This window comes from Paenibacillus plantiphilus, assembly GCF_927798095.1.
GTDB classification, from domain to species: domain Bacteria; phylum Bacillota; class Bacilli; order Paenibacillales; family Paenibacillaceae; genus Paenibacillus_Z; species Paenibacillus_Z plantiphilus.
The window spans coordinates 1-18,514 of record NZ_CAKMMF010000023.1 but is presented as its reverse complement, the minus strand read 5'-3'; the positions used below and the strand labels follow the sequence as shown (position 1 = coordinate 18,514).

Annotated in this window: 17 protein-coding genes and 2 pseudogenes; 18 read left to right on the top strand and 1 reads right to left on the bottom strand. The window is 46.6% G+C overall.

Annotated features, from left to right (window positions below; genetic code table 11):
• Nucleotides 1–3: 3 nt before the first annotated feature.
• From L6H65_RS18620 to L6H65_RS18590, 8 genes and pseudogenes are all read left to right on the top strand, one after another.
• Nucleotides 4–159 (top strand): hypothetical protein, encoded by a 156-nt coding sequence (locus L6H65_RS18620; protein ID WP_236344161.1) that lies wholly within the window; start codon nucleotides 4–6, stop codon nucleotides 157–159.
• Nucleotides 87–554: an RNA polymerase sigma factor gene (locus L6H65_RS18615; protein WP_307728372.1), complete on the top strand. Its 468-nt coding sequence runs from the start codon at nucleotides 87–89 to the stop codon at nucleotides 552–554. Before L6H65_RS18620 ends, L6H65_RS18615 begins: the two co-directional genes overlap by 73 nt.
• A complete protein-coding gene (locus tag L6H65_RS18610) occupies nucleotides 547–1,347 on the top strand; it encodes a hypothetical protein (RefSeq protein WP_236344160.1) in 801 nt (266 codons plus the stop codon). The genes L6H65_RS18615 and L6H65_RS18610 overlap by 8 nt, the downstream gene beginning before the upstream one ends.
• Nucleotides 1,344–2,054 carry an ATP-binding cassette domain-containing protein gene (locus L6H65_RS18605; RefSeq protein ID WP_236344159.1) on the top strand — a complete coding sequence of 237 codons (711 nt, stop codon included), beginning with the start codon at nucleotides 1,344–1,346 and terminating at the stop codon, nucleotides 2,052–2,054. Before L6H65_RS18610 ends, L6H65_RS18605 begins: the two co-directional genes overlap by 4 nt.
• 140 nt (nucleotides 2,055–2,194) lie before the next feature.
• Nucleotides 2,195–2,395, top strand: coding sequence for a copper ion binding protein (locus L6H65_RS18600; RefSeq protein ID WP_236344234.1), 201 nt, complete (start codon nucleotides 2,195–2,197; stop codon nucleotides 2,393–2,395).
• Between the two features lie 45 nt (nucleotides 2,396–2,440).
• Nucleotides 2,441–4,846: pseudogene (locus tag L6H65_RS18595) on the top strand (heavy metal translocating P-type ATPase); the annotation flags it as partial.
• A gap of 30 nt (nucleotides 4,847–4,876) precedes the next feature.
• Complete coding sequence (locus tag L6H65_RS26945; protein WP_503827061.1) at nucleotides 4,877–5,773, top strand: DUF8832 domain-containing protein; 897 nt, start codon at nucleotides 4,877–4,879, stop codon at nucleotides 5,771–5,773.
• 191 nt (nucleotides 5,774–5,964) lie between these two features.
• On the top strand, nucleotides 5,965–7,077 hold the full coding sequence (locus L6H65_RS18590) for a DUF4303 domain-containing protein (RefSeq protein ID WP_236344158.1): 1,113 nt from the start codon (nucleotides 5,965–5,967) through the stop codon (nucleotides 7,075–7,077).
• A gap of 180 nt (nucleotides 7,078–7,257) precedes the next feature.
• Here the strand turns inward: L6H65_RS18590 and L6H65_RS18585 are convergent, their stop codons facing one another.
• Nucleotides 7,258–8,238: a zinc-binding dehydrogenase gene (locus L6H65_RS18585; protein WP_236344157.1), complete on the bottom strand. Its 981-nt coding sequence runs from the start codon at nucleotides 8,236–8,238 to the stop codon at nucleotides 7,258–7,260.
• Nucleotides 8,239–8,409: 171 nt separating this feature from the next.
• Between L6H65_RS18585 and L6H65_RS18580 the strand changes: the two genes are divergently transcribed.
• From L6H65_RS18580 to L6H65_RS18535, 10 genes and pseudogenes are all read left to right on the top strand, one after another.
• Complete coding sequence (locus L6H65_RS18580; protein ID WP_236344156.1) at nucleotides 8,410–8,988, top strand: TetR/AcrR family transcriptional regulator; 579 nt, start codon at nucleotides 8,410–8,412, stop codon at nucleotides 8,986–8,988.
• 67 nt (nucleotides 8,989–9,055) lie between these two features.
• Nucleotides 9,056–10,501 (top strand): serine hydrolase domain-containing protein, encoded by a 1,446-nt coding sequence (locus tag L6H65_RS18575; protein WP_236344155.1) that lies wholly within the window; start codon nucleotides 9,056–9,058, stop codon nucleotides 10,499–10,501.
• A 215-nt stretch (nucleotides 10,502–10,716) separates the two neighbouring features.
• Nucleotides 10,717–11,193 carry a GNAT family protein gene (locus L6H65_RS18570; protein ID WP_236344154.1) on the top strand — a complete coding sequence of 159 codons (477 nt, stop codon included), beginning with the start codon at nucleotides 10,717–10,719 and terminating at the stop codon, nucleotides 11,191–11,193.
• A gap of 27 nt (nucleotides 11,194–11,220) precedes the next feature.
• Nucleotides 11,221–11,781, top strand: coding sequence for a GNAT family N-acetyltransferase (locus tag L6H65_RS18565; RefSeq protein WP_236344153.1), 561 nt, complete (start codon nucleotides 11,221–11,223; stop codon nucleotides 11,779–11,781).
• 300 nt (nucleotides 11,782–12,081) lie between these two features.
• On the top strand, nucleotides 12,082–15,699 hold the full coding sequence (locus tag L6H65_RS18560; protein WP_236344152.1) for an S-layer homology domain-containing protein: 3,618 nt from the start codon (nucleotides 12,082–12,084) through the stop codon (nucleotides 15,697–15,699).
• Between the two features lie 177 nt (nucleotides 15,700–15,876).
• Nucleotides 15,877–16,389 (top strand): DUF6933 domain-containing protein, encoded by a 513-nt coding sequence (locus tag L6H65_RS18555; protein WP_236344151.1) that lies wholly within the window; start codon nucleotides 15,877–15,879, stop codon nucleotides 16,387–16,389.
• Nucleotides 16,390–16,492: 103 nt separating this feature from the next.
• Complete coding sequence (locus L6H65_RS18550) at nucleotides 16,493–16,672, top strand: DUF3934 family protein (protein WP_236344150.1); 180 nt, start codon at nucleotides 16,493–16,495, stop codon at nucleotides 16,670–16,672.
• 41 nt (nucleotides 16,673–16,713) lie between these two features.
• On the top strand, nucleotides 16,714–17,154 hold the full coding sequence (locus tag L6H65_RS18545; RefSeq protein WP_236344233.1) for a HEAT repeat domain-containing protein: 441 nt from the start codon (nucleotides 16,714–16,716) through the stop codon (nucleotides 17,152–17,154).
• A 43-nt stretch (nucleotides 17,155–17,197) separates the two neighbouring features.
• Nucleotides 17,198–17,467, top strand: coding sequence for a NifU N-terminal domain-containing protein (locus L6H65_RS18540; RefSeq protein ID WP_236344149.1), 270 nt, complete (start codon nucleotides 17,198–17,200; stop codon nucleotides 17,465–17,467).
• 858 nt (nucleotides 17,468–18,325) lie between these two features.
• Nucleotides 18,326–18,514: pseudogene (locus tag L6H65_RS18535) on the top strand (hypothetical protein); the annotation flags it as partial.

Sequence of the window (18,514 nt, the reverse complement as noted above, 5' to 3'; positions counted from 1 at the left end):
GGAATGCAAGATGAGGATGATATGAGCCAGCTGTCATACGGCAATGACTCGGCTCTGGATACGCTTGTTTTCCGGTATCACAAACTATTGTACGGGTATGCGTATCGATTGCTGAGGATGAAGGGCTGGCGGAGGATATTGTTCAGGAAACCTTTCTGAAAATCTACCAGCAAGCGAAACGGGGCTATGTCCCTGAGCAGTTCAAGCCTTGGATGTACAGAATTGCTACGAATAGCTGCAAGGACCACTGGAGGAAAGCATCCACGAAGCGGGAGCATTATACGGACAAGAGCTTGGAGGAAAAGGGTCAGGTCCACCATATTATCGACCGCCAGCTTGAGCGGAAGTGGATGATAGAAGCATTGAATCAGCTATCCTTTGAATACCGCTCTGTTCTTTATTTGCGCTTCTATCAGGATTTGAAATATGCGGAGATTGCTCTAACCTTGGACATTCCCATCTCTACCGTCAAAGTTCGACTTACGCGCGGATTGAAATATTTGGAGAAAATATTGAATGAGGATAATCGCAAAGGAGCGGGGACCAATGAGTGAAGATCATGAGCTGTCACGCTTGGAGAGGGACTGGAGAGGCCGATTGGATCGCTATACGTCCCCTGAGCCTACGAGTGAGCAGTCCTTCCAGCTTATTGCAAGGATTAAAGCGAGTGAACAGAAGCCGGCAGATCCAAGGGCGGAGCTGGAGGCCGCCCAAGCTGCTCAATCCGCATGGTCTAAGCTGGCGAATTTGTTCAGATCCCAGTGGAATTTCTACGGAATGAGAAGCTGGCTGTTAACGGGAGTCATCATGCTTCTGCTGACGATTATGATCCATGCGGGCTCGGTTAATGAAGCAGCAGGTTTATTGGCATGGATCAAGTGGACCTCACTCGTAATGATTGCCGTGATCGGTTATGCTTTCCGCTCGAAGAACAAGGGAAACGACATTATTGAGCTGTTAAGCTATTATCCATTGGCGCATCAAATGTTTGCCCGGTTTATTATTGTGATGGCGCTGCAATTAACGATGACGCTGGCTTTGAGCTTTCTTATACTGGGGGAAGAGGTATCATTGCTGAATGTGCTGGGTTCCTTTACACCGCTTATTTTCTTTGGCGTAGTCGGATTTGCAAGTGCTATGTGGCTTGGATATAAGACTGCTGTTGTGGTCACATTGTTTGTCTGGTTTAGTCAAATGGTGCTCGATCAGGGGCTTCAATCGTCCTCCCTGTTTCAACTGCCGTGGCATGATCAGTTCTTATTGATGAATGCGGGCATATGGGGGCTGTCTATCTTACTGCTAGGCAGTGTTCTGCTGAAGCATCGGCTGAAGAGGGATTTCCAATGAGTATAAGGATCACCTTAAGCAATGTGGAATATTCGAGGGGCACATTCAAGCTGGCAGTTGATACGCCATGTACGTTTGCTGCAGGCATTAATTATGTTGTCGGAAGGAATGGGGCGGGGAAAAGCACGGCATTGAAGCTCCTCGCGACTGCGGTTGAGCCGGAGAAAGGCAGCATGATTTTCACGATGTTAACGAGTGAAGAGGGGGCAGGAATGCACCGCAAGCAGCTGAGCGTCGAAGAAGCCAGAGCGCTGATGGGCTTCCTGCCGCAGCACTTTACAGGTTACTCGGATATGACCATCGAGCGCTATTTGACCTGCATGGCCTTCCATAAAGGAATTCCGCACCGTCTTGTGAAAGCGGCATTAGAGAAGTGGCTGATGGATAGCAAGCTGCTTGAGCTAAGAAAGAGAAAGCTGAGAGCCCTCTCTGGAGGCCAATTGCAAAAAGTAGGGCTGATCCAGGCGCTCATTAATCAGCCGCGAATTTGCATACTGGATGAACCATTCGAAGGATTGGACAACCAGGAGAAAACATTTTTCAAACGCGTAATCTACAAGCTTTCCCACCATAGCATTATTATTATAAGCACGAATTTTCCTGAAGATATGGAACAAGGCGATCAGAAGAGCCTGTTCTATCTGGATGAAGGGAAGCTGCGCATGTATGATGAGATGGCTGAGGTTGACAGCCTCCCGATAATCTAGAGAGACACTTCGATCAACAGGTCGCAGTGTCTTTTTTAATTAGGGCGTGTTCACTGTAATAAATGCTCATTGACATACCCTATGGGGGTATAGTATATTGAATGCAAGGAACAATAAATTGAATCTGCGGAGGAATAATGATGCAAAATATATTATTGAAGGTACAAGGAATGAGCTGCGGCCATTGTGTAAATTCCATTGAGGAAGCAGTTAGGAAGCTGGGGGCAGCCGCCAAAGTGGACTTGCAATCCAGGCAGGTCGTGGTGACCTATGATGAGAGCAAGCTTGCTCTTGAAGCCATCAAGGAAACCATTGAGGATCAGGGCTACGAAGTCGTCTAGCTTACATTACTGGACCTGCCGGGTCCTCTCGAAAAGGTGATTACAATGAGCCAGTCACACGCTGGAAGCAATGATAAGCAAGCCACGCTTCAAATTACGGGAATGACCTGTGCAGCATGCGCAACCCGCATTGAGAAAGGTCTTAATAAGCTTGAAGGCGTTTCGCAGGCGAATGTGAATTTTGCACTTGAGCAGGCATCGATTCAATTCGATCCGGCCAAGGTTGACCGGTTGCGTTTGGAGCAGAAGATTACGTCTTTGGGCTATGGAACGGTTAAAGAAGCCATTGATCTCGACATTATGGGGATGACCTGTGCTGCTTGTGCCACTCGGATTGAGAAAGGGCTCAATAAGATGGATGGCGTCGAAGCGACAGTCAATCTCACGCTGGAAACCGCCCATATTGAATATATACCATCCATGGTCAGCACCGCAGACATGATTAAGAAAGTGGAGAAGCTGGGCTATAAGGCGAAGCCCAAAACGGACGCCAAGAGCGACGGTGATCACCGGCAGAAGGAAATTCGCCGCCAGAGATGGACGCTGATCGTATCAGCCATTCTAACCTTTCCGCTGTTGTGGGCTATGGTTGGACACTTCTCATTTACATCGTGGATTCCGTCGCCGGATATTTTCATGGAAGCCTGGTTTCAATTCGCCCTAGCCACTCCGGTTCAGTTTATTATTGGGGCGAGATTCTACATCGGGGCATTCAAGGCGTTGCGGAACGGCAGCGCGAACATGGATGTGCTCGTGGCTCTGGGAACATCAGCGGCGTATTTTTACAGCTTATATGTAACAATCCGGGACGTGTCTTCGGCTCTGTATTATGAGACCAGCGCGGTGCTGATTACGCTGATCCTGCTCGGCAAGCTGTTTGAAGCACTTGCCAAAGGCCGCTCCTCGGAGGCCATCAAGTCGTTGATGGGTCTCCAAGCCAAGTCAGCAATCGTCATACGAAGCGGAGTGGAAATGAGTGTTCCGGTAGAAGACGTGGTCGTTGGCGACATCGTCATCGTTAAGCCAGGGGAGAAAGTGCCGGTTGACGGTATCGTTGTGGAAGGCATCTCGGCGGTTGATGAATCTATGCTGACGGGGGAAAGCATTCCCGTTGAGAAGCATTCTGGTGAATCGGTTATCGGGGCTACTCTTAACAAGAATGGTGTGCTTAAGGTTGAAGCCACCAAGATTGGCAAAGAAACGGCATTGTCGCAAATCATTAAAGTGGTGGAGGAAGCGCAGGGGTCCAAGGCTCCGATCCAGCGGGTCGCGGACGTCATATCGGGCGTTTTTGTCCCTATTGTAGTGGGTATTGCGGTCGTCACCTTCCTGATCTGGTACTTTGCAGCAGAGCCGGGCGATCTGGCTGCCGCACTTGAGAAGGCAATAGCCGTACTCGTCATTGCTTGCCCATGTGCGCTTGGACTTGCGACACCAACGTCAATAATGGCGGGATCGGGACGCGCCGCTGAGCTTGGCATTCTGTTCAAGGGCGGGGAACATCTGGAGAACACACATCGGGTTACTACGGTCGTGCTGGACAAAACAGGCACGGTCACTAAGGGCAAACCGGAATTGACCGATGTGCGAATTGATACCGATTATTGTGAAGAGTCTCAAGTGTTATCGTGGGTCGGTGCGGCTGAGAAGAACTCTGAGCATCCTCTGGCAGAAGCAATTGTGGCCGGTATTCGGGATAAAGGAATCGCATTGCCGAAGGCAGATTCATTCCAGGCGATCCCCGGATACGGAATTATGGCCGAGGTCGATGGCCGAGGCATCATGGTCGGAACGAAGAAATTAATGGCTCAATACAGCGTGAAGGCGGAGAAGGCGTTCGAGGAAATGAGCAAGCTGGAATCCGAGGGCAAGACGGCCATGCTTGTTGCCGTTGATGGACGATATGCGGGTATGGTCGCTGTTGCGGATACGATCAAGGAAACCTCCAAGCAGGCGATTGCTCGCATGAAGGAGATGGGCCTCGAAGTCGTGATGATCACGGGGGACAATGAGCGTACGGCCAAAGCAATAGCGAGCCAGGTGGGGATCGATCATGTATTGGCTGAGGTGCTCCCTGATGGCAAAGCGAATGAAGTGAAGAAGCTTCAAGAGTCGGGGAAGAAGGTTGCGATGGTGGGGGATGGCATTAATGATGCCCCTGCGCTGGCTACGGCGGATATCGGCATGGCGATTGGCACAGGTACCGATGTAGCTATGGAAGCAGCAGATGTCACGCTGATGCGCGGCGACTTGAACAGTATTCCCGATGCCATCTCGCTAAGCAAGAAAACGATGCTGAACATTAAACAGAATCTGTTCTGGGCGCTGGGGTACAATGTGATCGGCATTCCGATTGCGGCGATGGGCTACCTGGAGCCGTGGCTCGCTGGAGCGGCGATGGCGCTGAGCTCGGTCTCAGTTGTGCTTAATGCGCTCAGATTGCAAAATGTAGACAGGAAAAGCGAGGAGAGAAACGTCGGAATGAGTCGAAGGCAGTTTATATTGATGATCCTGCTCGTTGTTATGGCGTTCTTTGCGGGTTATGGTTTCGGCAAGCAGTCGAATGCGCCGGAGGCGAGCCACGAGTCCTCTGCATTGGACCAAGGGGCGGCCAAGCAAGAAGAGGCGGCGGGGCATGGGCATGGCGGTTCTGATTCTCACGGAAGCGACAGCGAAGGTGACAGTGCCAATAAGGTGGCAGCCAAAGCCGTATGGTCAGTGGAGAATGCCCAATCAGGACAAGAAGCATCGATTACAATCCATATTCAGGACGAAGCGGGTAATCCGCTTGATAAGCTGGACATCGAGCACGAGAAGCTTCTCCATCTGATTGTGGTGAGCAAGGATTTGTCGTATTTCAACCATATCCATCCCGAATACAAGGGGCAGGGCGAGTTTGTCATTACGAACAATTTTCCGTCAGGTGGAACATACAAATTGATCGCTGATTTCGTTCCGACGGGTGGAAGAAAGACAACGCAGACTGAATGGATCGAGGTCGCGGGAGTCCCAGCGGAATCCGTTCCTCTAGCTGTCGAAGACGGGCATTCCAAAACTGTGGATGGCGTTGAAATTACGTTAGAGAATGATCATCCCGAGGCCGGGAAGGATTTTGAATTGAGTTTTACGCTTGCTGATGCAAGTACGAAGGAACCAGTAACGGATTTGGAACCGTATTTGGGAGCTGTCGGTCATGTGGTCATCATAAGTGAAGATACGGAAGATTATCTCCATGTTCACCCCGTCAACGAAGAGTCGACAGGACCCGAAGCGAAGTTCATGACGAGCTTCCCGAGCAAGGGCACTTATAAGATTTGGGGCCAATTTCAACGAGATGGACAAGTGCTTACAGTGCCCTTTGTTGTGCAAGTTCCTTAACATGAGGCGACCTGTAGACAGCCGATTGCTTGTCAAATTTAGATGTATGGAAATGTACGGTGGATAATGTTGTTAACTTTGGAAGGGGGGTAACCGATAACAGAATAGCATGCTATTTATGGGACATAAACTCGAGTACCTTAGCCCATGGCGGCATGACTTCGATAGGTGTCACTTTTGGAGGATCAATAATGAATACCTACTTCTCAGAGCTGGGCCGCAAGCTAACAGGGCAAACGCCGATTGCATTAGAGGGTTACTATGTACTGCATGATACTGATGAGGTCAGCCGGAGCTTGACTGCACCCCAGGGCGTGCCAACGATTACTGCCGAGCGTTTCGTTCAAACGTTGGTAGAGGGTTGCAAAAACATTATTAGAGAATTTGCTAAGCGTCCCGAGAATAAGGACGTTTACGTTTTCACCCTGTATGCCGACGATCACCACAGCTTCTATGTCTACATGAATACCGAGGATCGTTTCACAGAGACGTTAGCCGATTACGGATATGAAGATCCTCAAAAAATTAGTTCTCTTAAATTTAATCCGGGTGATTTTGATTTTCAATTCTGGGATGAACACATGAGCGAGCATGGGGAGACGATCCGACTTTTTGAAAAAACGGCTTATGGAGCCCTTGATCTTCCGAAGGAAGAAGATGCTTATAGCGAGGCTAATGGCGAACCGATCGTTGCTTTCGAGGCAGGCATCATCTATATAGGTTATCAGGTGCTTGCGCTGCAAGCGGTACAATGTTTAATCTCCGAGAATGCATTCGCTCCACTTCGCACAACGGAAAATTTTATTGCGTATGCATCTACGGGGGATGATTATATCGATTATAGCATCCTTATGCGCAAAACGATTGAGCCTGCCTTGTTCGATATGCTATTCCCCGAAATAGCTGAACATGACCGACATTACAATCTGGAGTTGGAGTCCTATAGGAAGCTCACGGTCTCCGAAGCAGTCGAATACTGGATGGATGCCGTTCACGACGGTAATCGGGTCACCTCGCTTTATCGATATGTAAAGTCTGAATATGAGGTATTTGCGCAGCTTGCACCTTTCGGCAATGCGCTTGCAGCGGTATGTCTGCCGAGGATAGGGTGTCTCGTAAAGCAGGACGAGCTATCGCGCACGGATATGGAGAAGCTGTTGTACTATTTGGAATGCTTGCATTTCTCTGGCAGCTTGACGATCCACCAGCAGAACGAATGCCGATGGATCGCAACTATGCTAGAAGAAAAACATGAGGAATTCAGGACGGAAGCACATCAGTTGCTGGTTTTTGCGAACATGTAGATACAATAGGTGGTTATATATTCAGAGCCGATGCATCGTCTTGTGGATGTATCGGCTCATGCAGTGCCTTTATGAATACATCAATGGGCTGTGCGCAGGGAGTACGGTGAAAGGCGAAGTGAAACGAGTTTCCCCTGATGAACTCGTATAAGCCACCTTATTTGAAATTTTAATACCAACTTAATCTAGTATAGCTACAACTTTTCCTGTAATTTGTCCTTGTTCCATCATCTTGAGATAATTCGGGACTTCTTCCAAACGGATACAAGTAATCCTGGGTGGAGATATTATTTGTTCAGCTAATAACTTTGCGAGCTCATTCCCGATTAACGCTATATTTTCTTCTAATTGTCTGTCACCAGATGCCAGTACTGCTCCCGTTGCCATTTCATGCAAAGACAGTCCTTTATCATAAAAGCGGAAGCGATTGAAATCAGGAAAACCTGCTGTTACAACAATTTCTCCGCCAAAAGCAAGTATGTCAATGTCTTTTGTAGCGACTTCTGGACCAACGGTGCTTAAAATATAATCCACGCCGCGCTGATTGGTCCATTCCATCGTAACAGCATGTACATTCTCAGACTTAAAATCGATTGCTTTGTCAGCACCTAACATTGTAACATAATCCATATCTTTTCCTTGACAAGACGTAACAACTTTTAAGCCCGCAAGTTTAGCCAGCTGTATAGCAAAACTACCAACACCTCCTGCTCCACCATGAATTAATATTGTTCTTCCTGAAACTGGACGTAATTTTTGGACTATTGCTTGATAAGCTGTATATCCTGCTCCTGGAACTACCCCAGCTACATGGGTTGGTACATTTTCAGGTAAAATACTGACTACATGTGCTGGAGTGATTGCGTACTCCGCAAACCCCCCATGTGTATTGTCTATACTTCTTAAATAATATACACGGTCGCCTTCTTTTAAATGGTTTACCTCGCTACCCACACTGTCGACAATACCGCATATATCAATCCCTAATACACGCTCTTCATTTGCAACCTCGTTATATTGTACATATTGAAAATCAGATGGGTTTAAACCAGCAGAAAGTACTTTTATGCGAACTTCACCTTTTTTAGGTATCGGTTTTTCTTTATCTATTATTCTTAAACCCTCTATTGATTTTGGCTCTTGTATTATTAGTGCTTTCATTTTTTGCTTCTCTCCTTCATTGAAACAACAGATGTTGTCTACTTATATTGGTGTTGTTTTAAGTATATAATGATGCAATATATAAGTAAGAACAAACGGGATGCAGATGTAGATTAGCCAACATATAAGTGATAGATGTCGTTTTTATATAAGATTGGAGTCCTATACAGAATGAACAAAAAAACAGACCGTAGAATAGAGAGAACGAAGCGAGATATTCGCTTTGCATTTATGAATTTAATTACCGAAAATGATGCAGAACAAATTACCGTTAAAGAAATTACAGATTATGCGAATTACAATCGCACTACTTTTTATGCTCACTATTCAGATAAAAGTGAGCTGATTGAAGATATTATTGACGAAGCTATACAAGGTTTTATAAGCAAAATTGAACCAACATTTCATAATGGTGAAGTGCCAATTCATGTAAAGTTTTCTTCAGATACATCACTTGTAGTTTTTAAATATGTAGAGGATAATAAGCTTATTTTCAGCTTGCTATTTGATGTTAATAAGTTCCCAAGCTTTCAGGAAAAACTTTGTTTTTCGATTAAAGAGTTAATTGAAAGTGATATACATTTTTTAAAACAATTTAAAGACACACTAGATAAAAGTCTGTATTGTTACACTCAATCTTCTGCTTTAGTCGGAAGGTTAAACTTCTGGGTTAAACAAGAATATGCATTTAATGCTGAATACATGGCAGATCAAATGGTTGAATACTTAAAGTTATTTAATAGAAAATAATTATCGCCGGGTCCAATTCGGAAGTATATCAGCTTTCATGATTTATTTTGGACAGGAGGGATATAGCTTGGGAATAGTAAAGGATACTCCTGAGAATCACGGATTATCGTCGAAGGCATTACTGGACTTCTTCACGGAAATCGAACAGTTGCGCCTGGAAGTGAACAGCTTTATGCTGCTGCAGGATGGCCGAGCTACCGCCCAGTTCTGGCGAAAGCCGTATACGATGAATGGTCCGCAATTGTTATTTTCGCTTAGCAAGAGTTTTACTTCCATCGCTGTCGGCATAGCTTGCGACTACGGGTATTTGGACTTGCAGGATAAGGTGATCGCGTTCTTTCCTAGTAAGCTGCCGAACAGCATTTCTCCGAATTTAGCGAAAATGACCATCCATCATTTGTTATCCATGAACGCAGGCCATCATGACAATATATACAGTGTTGTGGCTGCTGAACAAGATTGGGTACAAACCTTTCTAGCGTTAGCTGTCGAGCATGAACCGGGCACTTATTATCGCTACAGCACGCATTCGACTTATATGTTGTCCGCCATAATCGAGCAAGCAACAGGCCAGAGCTTGGTTGATTTTCTGATGCCCAAACTTTTTGAGCCGTTAGGAATACCAAGACCTTCTTGGGAAACCTGCCCGATGGGTATTGCAGCAGGCGGCATGGGGCTAAGTCTCTCAACCGAAAGCATCGCTAAATTTGGTCAAATGCTCTTAAATCAAGGCATGTATGAAGGGCGAAGAATTGTTTCCGAATCATACATTGCTGTAGCAACTGCAAAGCAAAGCGATAACCGTCTAATGGGAGCGGGGCGAGCCGATTCTGTTCAGGGCTACGGATATCAATTTCATTTATGCCGGCATGGCTGTTACAGGGGCGATGGTTCTTTCGGTCAATTATGCTTTGTTGCACCAGAGCAGCAAATAGTCATCGCGGCAACTGCCAGCTTCAACAATATGGGGGAGCTGCAAGCTCTTCTGGATTTAATCTATGCCCATATTATCCAGCAAGTAGGCAATACAGATCCCTGTTCAACTGCTGATCAGGCTAAGTTGGAGCAGCGATTGTCTTCTATGAGCTGCACGATCCCAGTATTTAAGCCTGTCCCTGATTTCATGCGCCAGGTTAATAATCATTGCTATATGATGGACGAGAACCCGCAACGGCTTGCGAAGGTCCGCTTCTTCTTACAGGAAGAGCGGCTGCAGCTTCATTTATTGTACGGGGATGACAGAGAGGACAGGCTGGCATTTGACTTTACAAAGGCAGTCCATACAAAGTCTGTATTCGCGAAAGACCTGTCCATGCAGCTGCAAGAGGTTGTCACCTATGCTTCATGGCAGCACGATAATACGTTGCAGCTCACTCTGATGTACATCGAAACGCCATATAGAGTTACGTACACAATTATTTTCAAAGAGAAAGCGATAGATCTTCAGTTCAACATAAATGTTTCTTTGACTCTATCTGACTATAAGGCGAGGGGAAGCTTATTTCCTCATTAGGAAATCCGGGAACAACGGTAATCGGAAGAGCCTTCTGCCCCTCAGAAGCGGCTTCTGTTCCTATCCGCCGTTCGTTTTTTACAGACAGCCCAGCAAAATTGACAACGATCAATTAAATGAAATAAAGTATCACTATATTACGGATAGTAAATCTCGGGAATGGCCGACTTGACTGCCGATTAACGAAATAACACCCATTACAAAAGGAGATACACATGCCTACTATAACTGCCAAACCATTTGATCAGGATATGCAAACGATATTAAGCGAATTGAATTCGGGCTACCATGCGGGGGAATTGAGCAGAAGGGATATCTCAGAGCTGCCCAACGATATCTATATCATTGAAGCTGACGAGCAAATGGCCGGGTATGGGGTGGTTTGGGAATACAATAGCGGGAAAGAGTTGATTCATAAAGCGGAAACGGAATATTTTGCCGATGATGAAAGACACTTTGAGAAGGACTTCTATATTGAAGTAAAAGGCCAAACCGATATTGTTTTTATTGAAGCATTGGATGTTCTGAAGGAATTCGAAGGCAATGGTTACGCGGCTTTCTTCATGAATTGGCTCAAAGCGAAGTATCCGAATAAAAAGATGTATGTGTACTCGTTGGAAAAGTCGAAAAATTTCTGGTATAAGCAGGGCTTCGAGGTTGTGGGGAGCACGGTATGGATGTCATATCGTTAAAATAATAGTCAGAGGCTGTGATGAACGATGGACCCGATCATGCTTGATTTCCCAACGCTTTTCTGTACCGAACGGCTTACAATCAGAATGCCGCAGCCCGGAGATGGGAAGTCGGTATGTGAAGCTGTAAATGCTTCTCTAGAAGAGCTGAGGCCGTGGATGAAATGGGCGCAGGTGGAGCTCACAGCATATGAATCTGAACTGGGCATGCGGGAAGCGCATGTTAGTTTTTTGCGGCGGGACCATCTAAGACTGCTTGTTTTTCTAAAGGATACAGGGCAGTTCATCGCTTCATCAAGCTTGCATAACATCGATTGGGATGTGCGGAAGTTCGAGCTGGGGTATTGGATTGACACCCGTTACAGCGGTAAAGGCTATATGACAGAGGCAGTTGAAGCCATTTGCGATTTTGCGTTCAATCAATTGGATGCCAGACGATTGGAGATACGCTGCGATAGCAGAAACAACAAGAGCAAGCTGCTTCCGGCACGACTAGGGTTTGAGCTTGAAGGTATCATAAGAAACGAAGATCTCTCGGCCGATGGAACGGAATGGAGAGACACCTGTATTTTCGCCAAAATCAAGTAATTCTACGCTCGGGGTTGAGCTTGCATCTGCACGGATGCATGTTTTACCCTACAGATGTATGCGTGCAGCACATCCCCGCTTCCCCCTCCTTAATTTAAAATTCCATAATATACAATAATTACATAATTAATAAATGAGGTTCAATGTTTTAGTGTAAATAATTTTGGCACTATTTGTCGAATAACATGTTATAATATCCATGAAACTTTTTAGAAACTGCCACATCTTCTGTCAGTCATATTTGTTTTGTATATTTCATAAGGCCTTACATTATTAAAAATGAATAGGGAGTGCTGCACAATGCTAGCGAGACAGACGATTGCTCTCATATTGACGATTCTACTAATGGCAGGAATGATTCCTGCCAATGTTAATGCCGCCCCGCCGTCCACCATAACGGTATCGGAGACAGGGACGCTGACGTTTGATCCGAGAACGGAAGGCTATTCAAACTACACGAATCCGGCGAGCGTAACGCTCACCAAAGTAGGAAGCGCACCGATAACCAACCTGAGCGTCAGCTTGAGCGGCGGAGCGGGCACTAAATTTTTGCTGGGCACTGTACTGCCGGATTCGCTGGGAGCAGGGGTTAACTCCACTTCGCTCATGCTTCGCCCGAAGACAGGGCTAGCGGCAGGAACACACACGGAGACCGTGACGATTACGGCGGATAATGGCATCAATGAGAGCTTCAATGTGAGCTTCACGGTGAATGCCGCCCCGCCGTCCACCATGACGGTATCGGAGACAGGGACGCTGACATTTGATCCGAGAACGGAAGGCTATTCGAACTACACGAATCCGGCGAGCGTAACGCTCACCAAAGTAGGAAGCGCACCGATCACCAACCTGGGCGTCAGCTTGAGCGGCGGAGCGGGCACTAAATTTTTGCTGGGCACTGTACTGCCGGATTCGCTGGGAGCAGGGGTTAACTCCACTTCGCTCATGCTTCGCCCGAAGACAGGACTAGCGGCAGGAACACACACGGAGACCGTGACGATTACGGCGGACAATGGCATCAATGAGAGCTTCAATGTGAGCTTCACGGTGAATGCCGCCCCGCCATCCACGATGACGGTATCGGAGACAGGGACGCTGACGTTTGATCCGAGAACGGAAGGCTATTCAAACTACACGAATCCGGCCAGCGTGACGCTTACCAAAGTAGGAATCGCCCCGATCACCAACCTCAGCGTCAGCTTGAGCGGCGGAGCGAGCACTAAATTTTTGCTAGGCACTATACTGCCGAATTCACTCGGAGCAGGGGTTAACTCCACTTCGCTCATGCTTCGCCCGAAGACAGGACTAGCGGCAGGAACACACACGGAGACCGTAACGATTACGGCGGACAATGGCATCAATGAGAGCTTCGATGTGAGCTTCACGGTGAATGCCGCCCCGCCATCCACGATGACGGTATCGGAGACAGGGACGCTGACATTTGATCCGAGAACGGAAGGCTATTCAAACTACACGAATCCGGCGGATGTGACGCTTACCAAAGTAGGAATCGCCCCGATCACCAACCTGAGCGTCAGCATGAGCGGCGGAGCGAGCACTAAATTTTTGCTAGGCACGATACTGCCGGATACACTAGGTGCAGGAGTGCTCTCCACCGTGTTCAAGCTGCGTCCGAAGACAGGGCTTGCAGCAGGAACATACACGGAGACCGTAACGATTACAGCGGACAATGGCATCAATGAGAGCTTCGATGTGAGCTTTACGGTGAATGCCGCTCCAACGTACACAATAGAAGCCATCGATAACCAAACGGCGGCTACACTCGCGTATGATTATCTCCCAGGCACACAGGAATCGAAGATCTTAACGATCACTCGCACAGGCAACGGTGCTTTGGATAACCTAAGTGCTGCGCTCGGCGGTACGCATGCCGACAATTTTGTCATTACGCAGCCTATAGATACGCTTCTTAATGATGCTGCGCCTTCGACGACGTTTACAGTTAAAGCGAAGGATGGCTTGGCAGCGGGGACATATACCGCAACGGTTACGGTATCCGCGACCCATATGGCGAATGTGACGTTTACGATTACGCAAGTGGTTAACGCTTCTGCGCCTGCGAATCCGCAGAATCTGGCTGCAGTGGGCGGGAATCACCATGCTGACCTGAGCTGGAGTACGGCAGCAGGGGCCGACTATTACAATATTTATATGGCAACTGCTTCTGAGCAATACGAAAGCTTGCCGATCGGAGTAGTAACGGATACCACCTATCGTGTGCAAGAGCTGACGAACGGCACAAGCTACTATTTTATAGTGAAAGCGGGCAATTCGGGAGGCGTAAGCGCAGCCTCCAATGAAGCGAGTGCAACACCGATAGCCGTTCCCTCGGCGCCAACTCATGCAACAGCAGCAGCTGGCAACGGAAGCGCAACGATTAGCTTCACAATTCCGTCTGAAAATGGCGGAAGTCCGATTACGGAATATGAAGTAACAGCTGCACCAGGAAATATAACGAAGACAGGGACGGCAAGTCCGATTACGATCACTGGTTTGACCAATGGCACGAGCTATACCTTTACCGTGAAGGCGATTAATGGTGCAGGAAGCAGTGAATCCTCAGCTATGTCCAATGCTGTTATTCCGAGCTCGCCATCCACTGATAACTACTATATTCCAACACCTAGTGAGCCAGAGACGACCAATAAGGGAGTTCAGATACTCGTTAACGGCAAGGTGGAAAATACGGGAACGGCAACGACAAGTGTAATCAACGGTCAAAGCATGACGAGCATTGCCATCGACGAGAAAAATCTGGAGCAGCGTCTCGCATCCGAAGCTGATCATGCGGCAATTAAGATTCAGGTGAATTCGCAATCTGATATTGCAGCCGTAACGCTTAGTGGTCAAATGCTGGAGAAGCTGGAGCAAAAACAGGCAATTCTGCAGATCGAGACAGAGAGAGCCACCTATACTCTGCCTGCGCAGCAAATCGATATCCGTGCAGCAGCAGAGAAGTTTGGCGGCAATGTGAATCTTCAGGACATCGGGATACACATTGAGCTCGCTGCTCCATCAGAGGAAATGGCCAAGATCGTAGAAAGCTCTGCTGGCGGTGGAGGACTTACGATTGTGGTGCCGCCTATCAATTTTGTTGTAAAAGCAACATATGGTACGACAACGATTGACATAACCAAGTTCAACACGTACGTGGAACGTACCATTGGAATACCAGATGGCATTGATCCGAATAAAATCACGACAGGAATCGTAGTAGATCCAGATGGAACGGTACGCCATGTGCCAACGAAGATTGTTCTCATTGATGGCAAGTATTACGCCAAAGTGAACAGCCTGACGAACAGTACGTACGCCATCGTCTGGAATCCGCTTGCATTCACGGACGTTGCCAACCATTGGGCGAAAGATGCTGTCAACGATATGGGTTCACGATTAGTCATCAACGGCATCGGCAATAATCAGTTTAATCCTGGCGATAACATTACCCGTGCTGAGTTTGCAGCGATTATCGTTCGTGGACTTGGACTGAAGTTAGAAGACGGAGCTGCCTTATTCTCGGATGTGACGGCATCGTCATGGTACAATGATGCTATTGGAACTGCCTATTCCTATGGACTGATCAACGGATTTGAAGACGGAACCTTCCGTCCGCTCGATAAAATTACGCGTGAGCAAGCGATGGTCATCATTGCCAAGGCCATGACGATAACCGAGCTGAAGGCAAAGCTTCCATCCCAAGGGGCAGATGCATGGCAAGGTTCGTTTATAGATGCTGTGGATGCCTCGGCATGGGCTAAGAACAGTATTGCCGACAGCTTGCAGGCTGGAATCATCTCCGGCCGCAGCAGCACCCAGCTTGCACCGAAGGCGTACATCACCAGAGCAGAGGTTGCCGTTATCGTACAGAGATTGCTTCAACAATCGGATTTGATTTAGTCTGTCGGAAGTTATAGAGGGGTTATCCTATGGCAGTGATATGGGACTGCTGCAGGATAACCTTGTTTTATAAGAGTGGGGGAAATCGATCTGAATTCACGAAGGTGCATATGGGGCATCCGTTATTTCAGAAGCAGATGTTCTCATTATTTAAGTTCGAGAAAGGAGGAATCCGTAATGATCATTGTACAATGCACCAAAAAGCTGGCGGGCGAACTCAACGCTCCATTTTTAAGTGAAAAACCGCAGCAAGCGAACCCATTGTACTGCTGGCATGCTCATATCTTCACATACAATCGTCGAAAGTGTGTTCTGGTTATGAACAACTCAACAAGATACAATTTTATGATGTATGGTTTGGTGAAGAGCGATTTCACGCATTTCGGCGAGCTGCTTGTAAAGCATATCTCCGAAAATATGCTTGCAGATGAAATCGATCAAGCGCTGGTTAACAGATATCTGGACAATGTCGGAGAGAGTAGTTATGCCCCTACAAGCGATAGAAGTATAGTTAGCCAAATCAATGAAATGGTGAGTGTAGCGCAGCAAATAATGGAGATGAATATGGCTAAGACTGGCGATCTGGGAATTAACAAAGTGAATCGCTTCATGAACAAATATATCTTTATGAAATTACCGAAGCTATATTCTGCTGAAACCATGCGCGATGAATTGCTAAGTCTGTCCTGAAATTCTTTTTATTTGAATTGTCAGCTCAATACCTGTAGAGTAGTTATTATTGTTTCGAAGTTAATTTCGAAGATAAGGCAGACCCTATTAATGGAGTGATCATTTGAGTAAAGCGAAGGGCAAGGGCGGGACAGGCAGAGGAACAGACCGCAAGGGATGGAATCGATGGCAGGCAAGCGCCAAGAGAGCTAAGAATGCCCCTAAGCCTTATACCAGCAAGGGTACAAAAAGAGCGGATGACGCGAAGACCGCCAGCAGCAATAAAGATAACAAATCGGTGTAGGACAACCTGCAAACAGAAGGAGATTGGATCGCTTGAATCACATAGAAGAGCAAGAAGACGAGCTGCAGCAGTCGAACTATGAGGGAGTAATTAAATCTGCCAATCGGTCGGCTAACTGGAGAGAGCGCCTGGAAGCTGTGAAAGCGCTCAGCGAATGGAATAACAGACAAGTAATCGAAGTGCTCACACGGATCATGAATAATGATGCTGTGTATACCGTTCAAGAGGCTGCTTACAACACCCTTAAGGGACATGGTGAAAATGTTCAATTGCCTCCAAGGAAAAGGGGCGAGCTGATAAAAGGAACGGCGAAAATTCTCATAAGAATTAAGAAGAGCCTGCCGCAAGGTCATCCGTTCCAAGCGTTCAAGGAAAAGCTGCAAAAGATGAGATCAGATGTGTATGATACGTACGAAGGCGAGAAGGGTGCTGAATTTGATACGTGGCTTGAGGAAACGTGGGCATCGCTGCGGACCAAGTAAGCAATTTCAAACAAACAATGATGCAATAAGGAGGAGCTTTCAAATGGCTATCGAAATAAACCCTCAGGAAACACCAAACCCTAATGCGATGAAGATTAATGCGAATCAAACGCTATTCGAAGGTCCTAGAAGCACCTCTCTGAAAAGCGGAGAAGAAACCGATCACCCCTTGGCCCGTGCTCTGCTTAGCATCGAGGGTGTAGACAACATTTTTGGAATCAGAGATTTTGTCACGATCAGCAAAACAGCGGAAGCGCAGTGGGATTCGATACTGCCGCAAGTAGAAGCGGCTTTCAAAGCAGTATACGCCTAAACGACGCAAGCTTGATGCGCATTTTCAGATGGATGAATAGAGCATTACAATTCAGCAGCCCGGGGTTGTTACTCCAAGGGACATCCGATTTCTAAAGAAGCGGGTTCTTAGAGAAGCTTATTTACAAACAACTGTCCCATAAGACATCGATAGATGCCTTATGGGACAGTTGTTGTTTTATCATAATAATCCGAAAAACCTTTCACATAATGTGAAAAGAACCTTTTCGATGTAGGAATACCTTTATCCGAATCGCCATGTCTCGATAACAACTCGTTACTTGTTCAATTTTCAGAATCGCTTCTGGGAATCAGTAAATAAAGCGTAACTGTCGCTAACGGCTATAAATACATAATAATTACTAAATGGACAGATTTACCTTTAAGAGGATCTTGATCTTTTGGTTTTCATACAGAAAAACTGTTTTTTAATTTTCAGTCGATTTTGGATTTAAGGTTTATGCAACGCTAGTGAGAACTTTTAAAGGCTTATTCCAACTTGAACTATGAGAAAGAATAGGTCTTTTTTGCATGATAAAAACTATAGACCGCATTATCACTGGCTTTACGGACATAGACGGAGATTTTTTATGAGTTCTGCAAAACATATTTGTCACTTCTATGATGTTGTCACTTCTATGATGTCAGAATGGTGGTAGGAGAAGGGGGCACAATATCGTATCAAATTGTTAGGTAATTTTCACAATATAAATTTGTAAACCCACTTTACAAATTCATACTTGTGAAATAAATTACCATATGTAGTTAAATTATTATAAAATAAATTAGTCTTGTAAAAATAATAGCATGGGTCCAGCAATCCGTTATCATATGCAAGGACTGCAAAGGAGATTGAATCATGAAGAAGCTCAACATGTTAAAAATGGTGGTTGTAACACTCTTATTCAGCATGACCTTGATAGGCTCCATGCCTGTCAAAACCTCCGCTCTGAGTATGCCCTTGCGTGTGGTCGTGAATGGGGATCGGCTGTACTTTCCGGATGGCCAGCCATTCGTAGATGCACAGAACCGGATACAGGTTCCGATC

What these genes read in the sequence shown, in the direction of transcription:
- L6H65_RS18620 (WP_236344161.1), top strand. Translation starts at nt 4, where the DNA reads ATGCAAGATGAGGATGATATGAGCCAGCTGTCATACGGCAATGACTCG.
- L6H65_RS18610 (WP_236344160.1), top strand. Translation starts at nt 547, where the DNA reads ATGAGTGAAGATCATGAGCTGTCACGCTTGGAGAGGGACTGGAGAGGC.
- L6H65_RS18605 (WP_236344159.1), top strand. Translation starts at nt 1,344, where the DNA reads ATGAGTATAAGGATCACCTTAAGCAATGTGGAATATTCGAGGGGCACA.
- L6H65_RS18600 (WP_236344234.1), top strand. Translation starts at nt 2,195, where the DNA reads ATGCAAAATATATTATTGAAGGTACAAGGAATGAGCTGCGGCCATTGT.
- L6H65_RS26945 (WP_503827061.1), top strand. Translation starts at nt 4,877, where the DNA reads ATGAGTCGAAGGCAGTTTATATTGATGATCCTGCTCGTTGTTATGGCG.
- L6H65_RS18590 (WP_236344158.1), top strand. Translation starts at nt 5,965, where the DNA reads ATGAATACCTACTTCTCAGAGCTGGGCCGCAAGCTAACAGGGCAAACG.
- L6H65_RS18585 (WP_236344157.1), bottom strand. Translation starts at nt 8,238, where the DNA reads ATGAAAGCACTAATAATACAAGAGCCAAAATCAATAGAGGGTTTAAGA.
- L6H65_RS18580 (WP_236344156.1), top strand. Translation starts at nt 8,410, where the DNA reads ATGAACAAAAAAACAGACCGTAGAATAGAGAGAACGAAGCGAGATATT.
- L6H65_RS18570 (WP_236344154.1), top strand. Translation starts at nt 10,717, where the DNA reads ATGCCTACTATAACTGCCAAACCATTTGATCAGGATATGCAAACGATA.
- L6H65_RS18565 (WP_236344153.1), top strand. Translation starts at nt 11,221, where the DNA reads ATGGACCCGATCATGCTTGATTTCCCAACGCTTTTCTGTACCGAACGG.
- L6H65_RS18560 (WP_236344152.1), top strand. Translation starts at nt 12,082, where the DNA reads ATGCTAGCGAGACAGACGATTGCTCTCATATTGACGATTCTACTAATG.
- L6H65_RS18555 (WP_236344151.1), top strand. Translation starts at nt 15,877, where the DNA reads ATGATCATTGTACAATGCACCAAAAAGCTGGCGGGCGAACTCAACGCT.
- L6H65_RS18540 (WP_236344149.1), top strand. Translation starts at nt 17,198, where the DNA reads ATGGCTATCGAAATAAACCCTCAGGAAACACCAAACCCTAATGCGATG.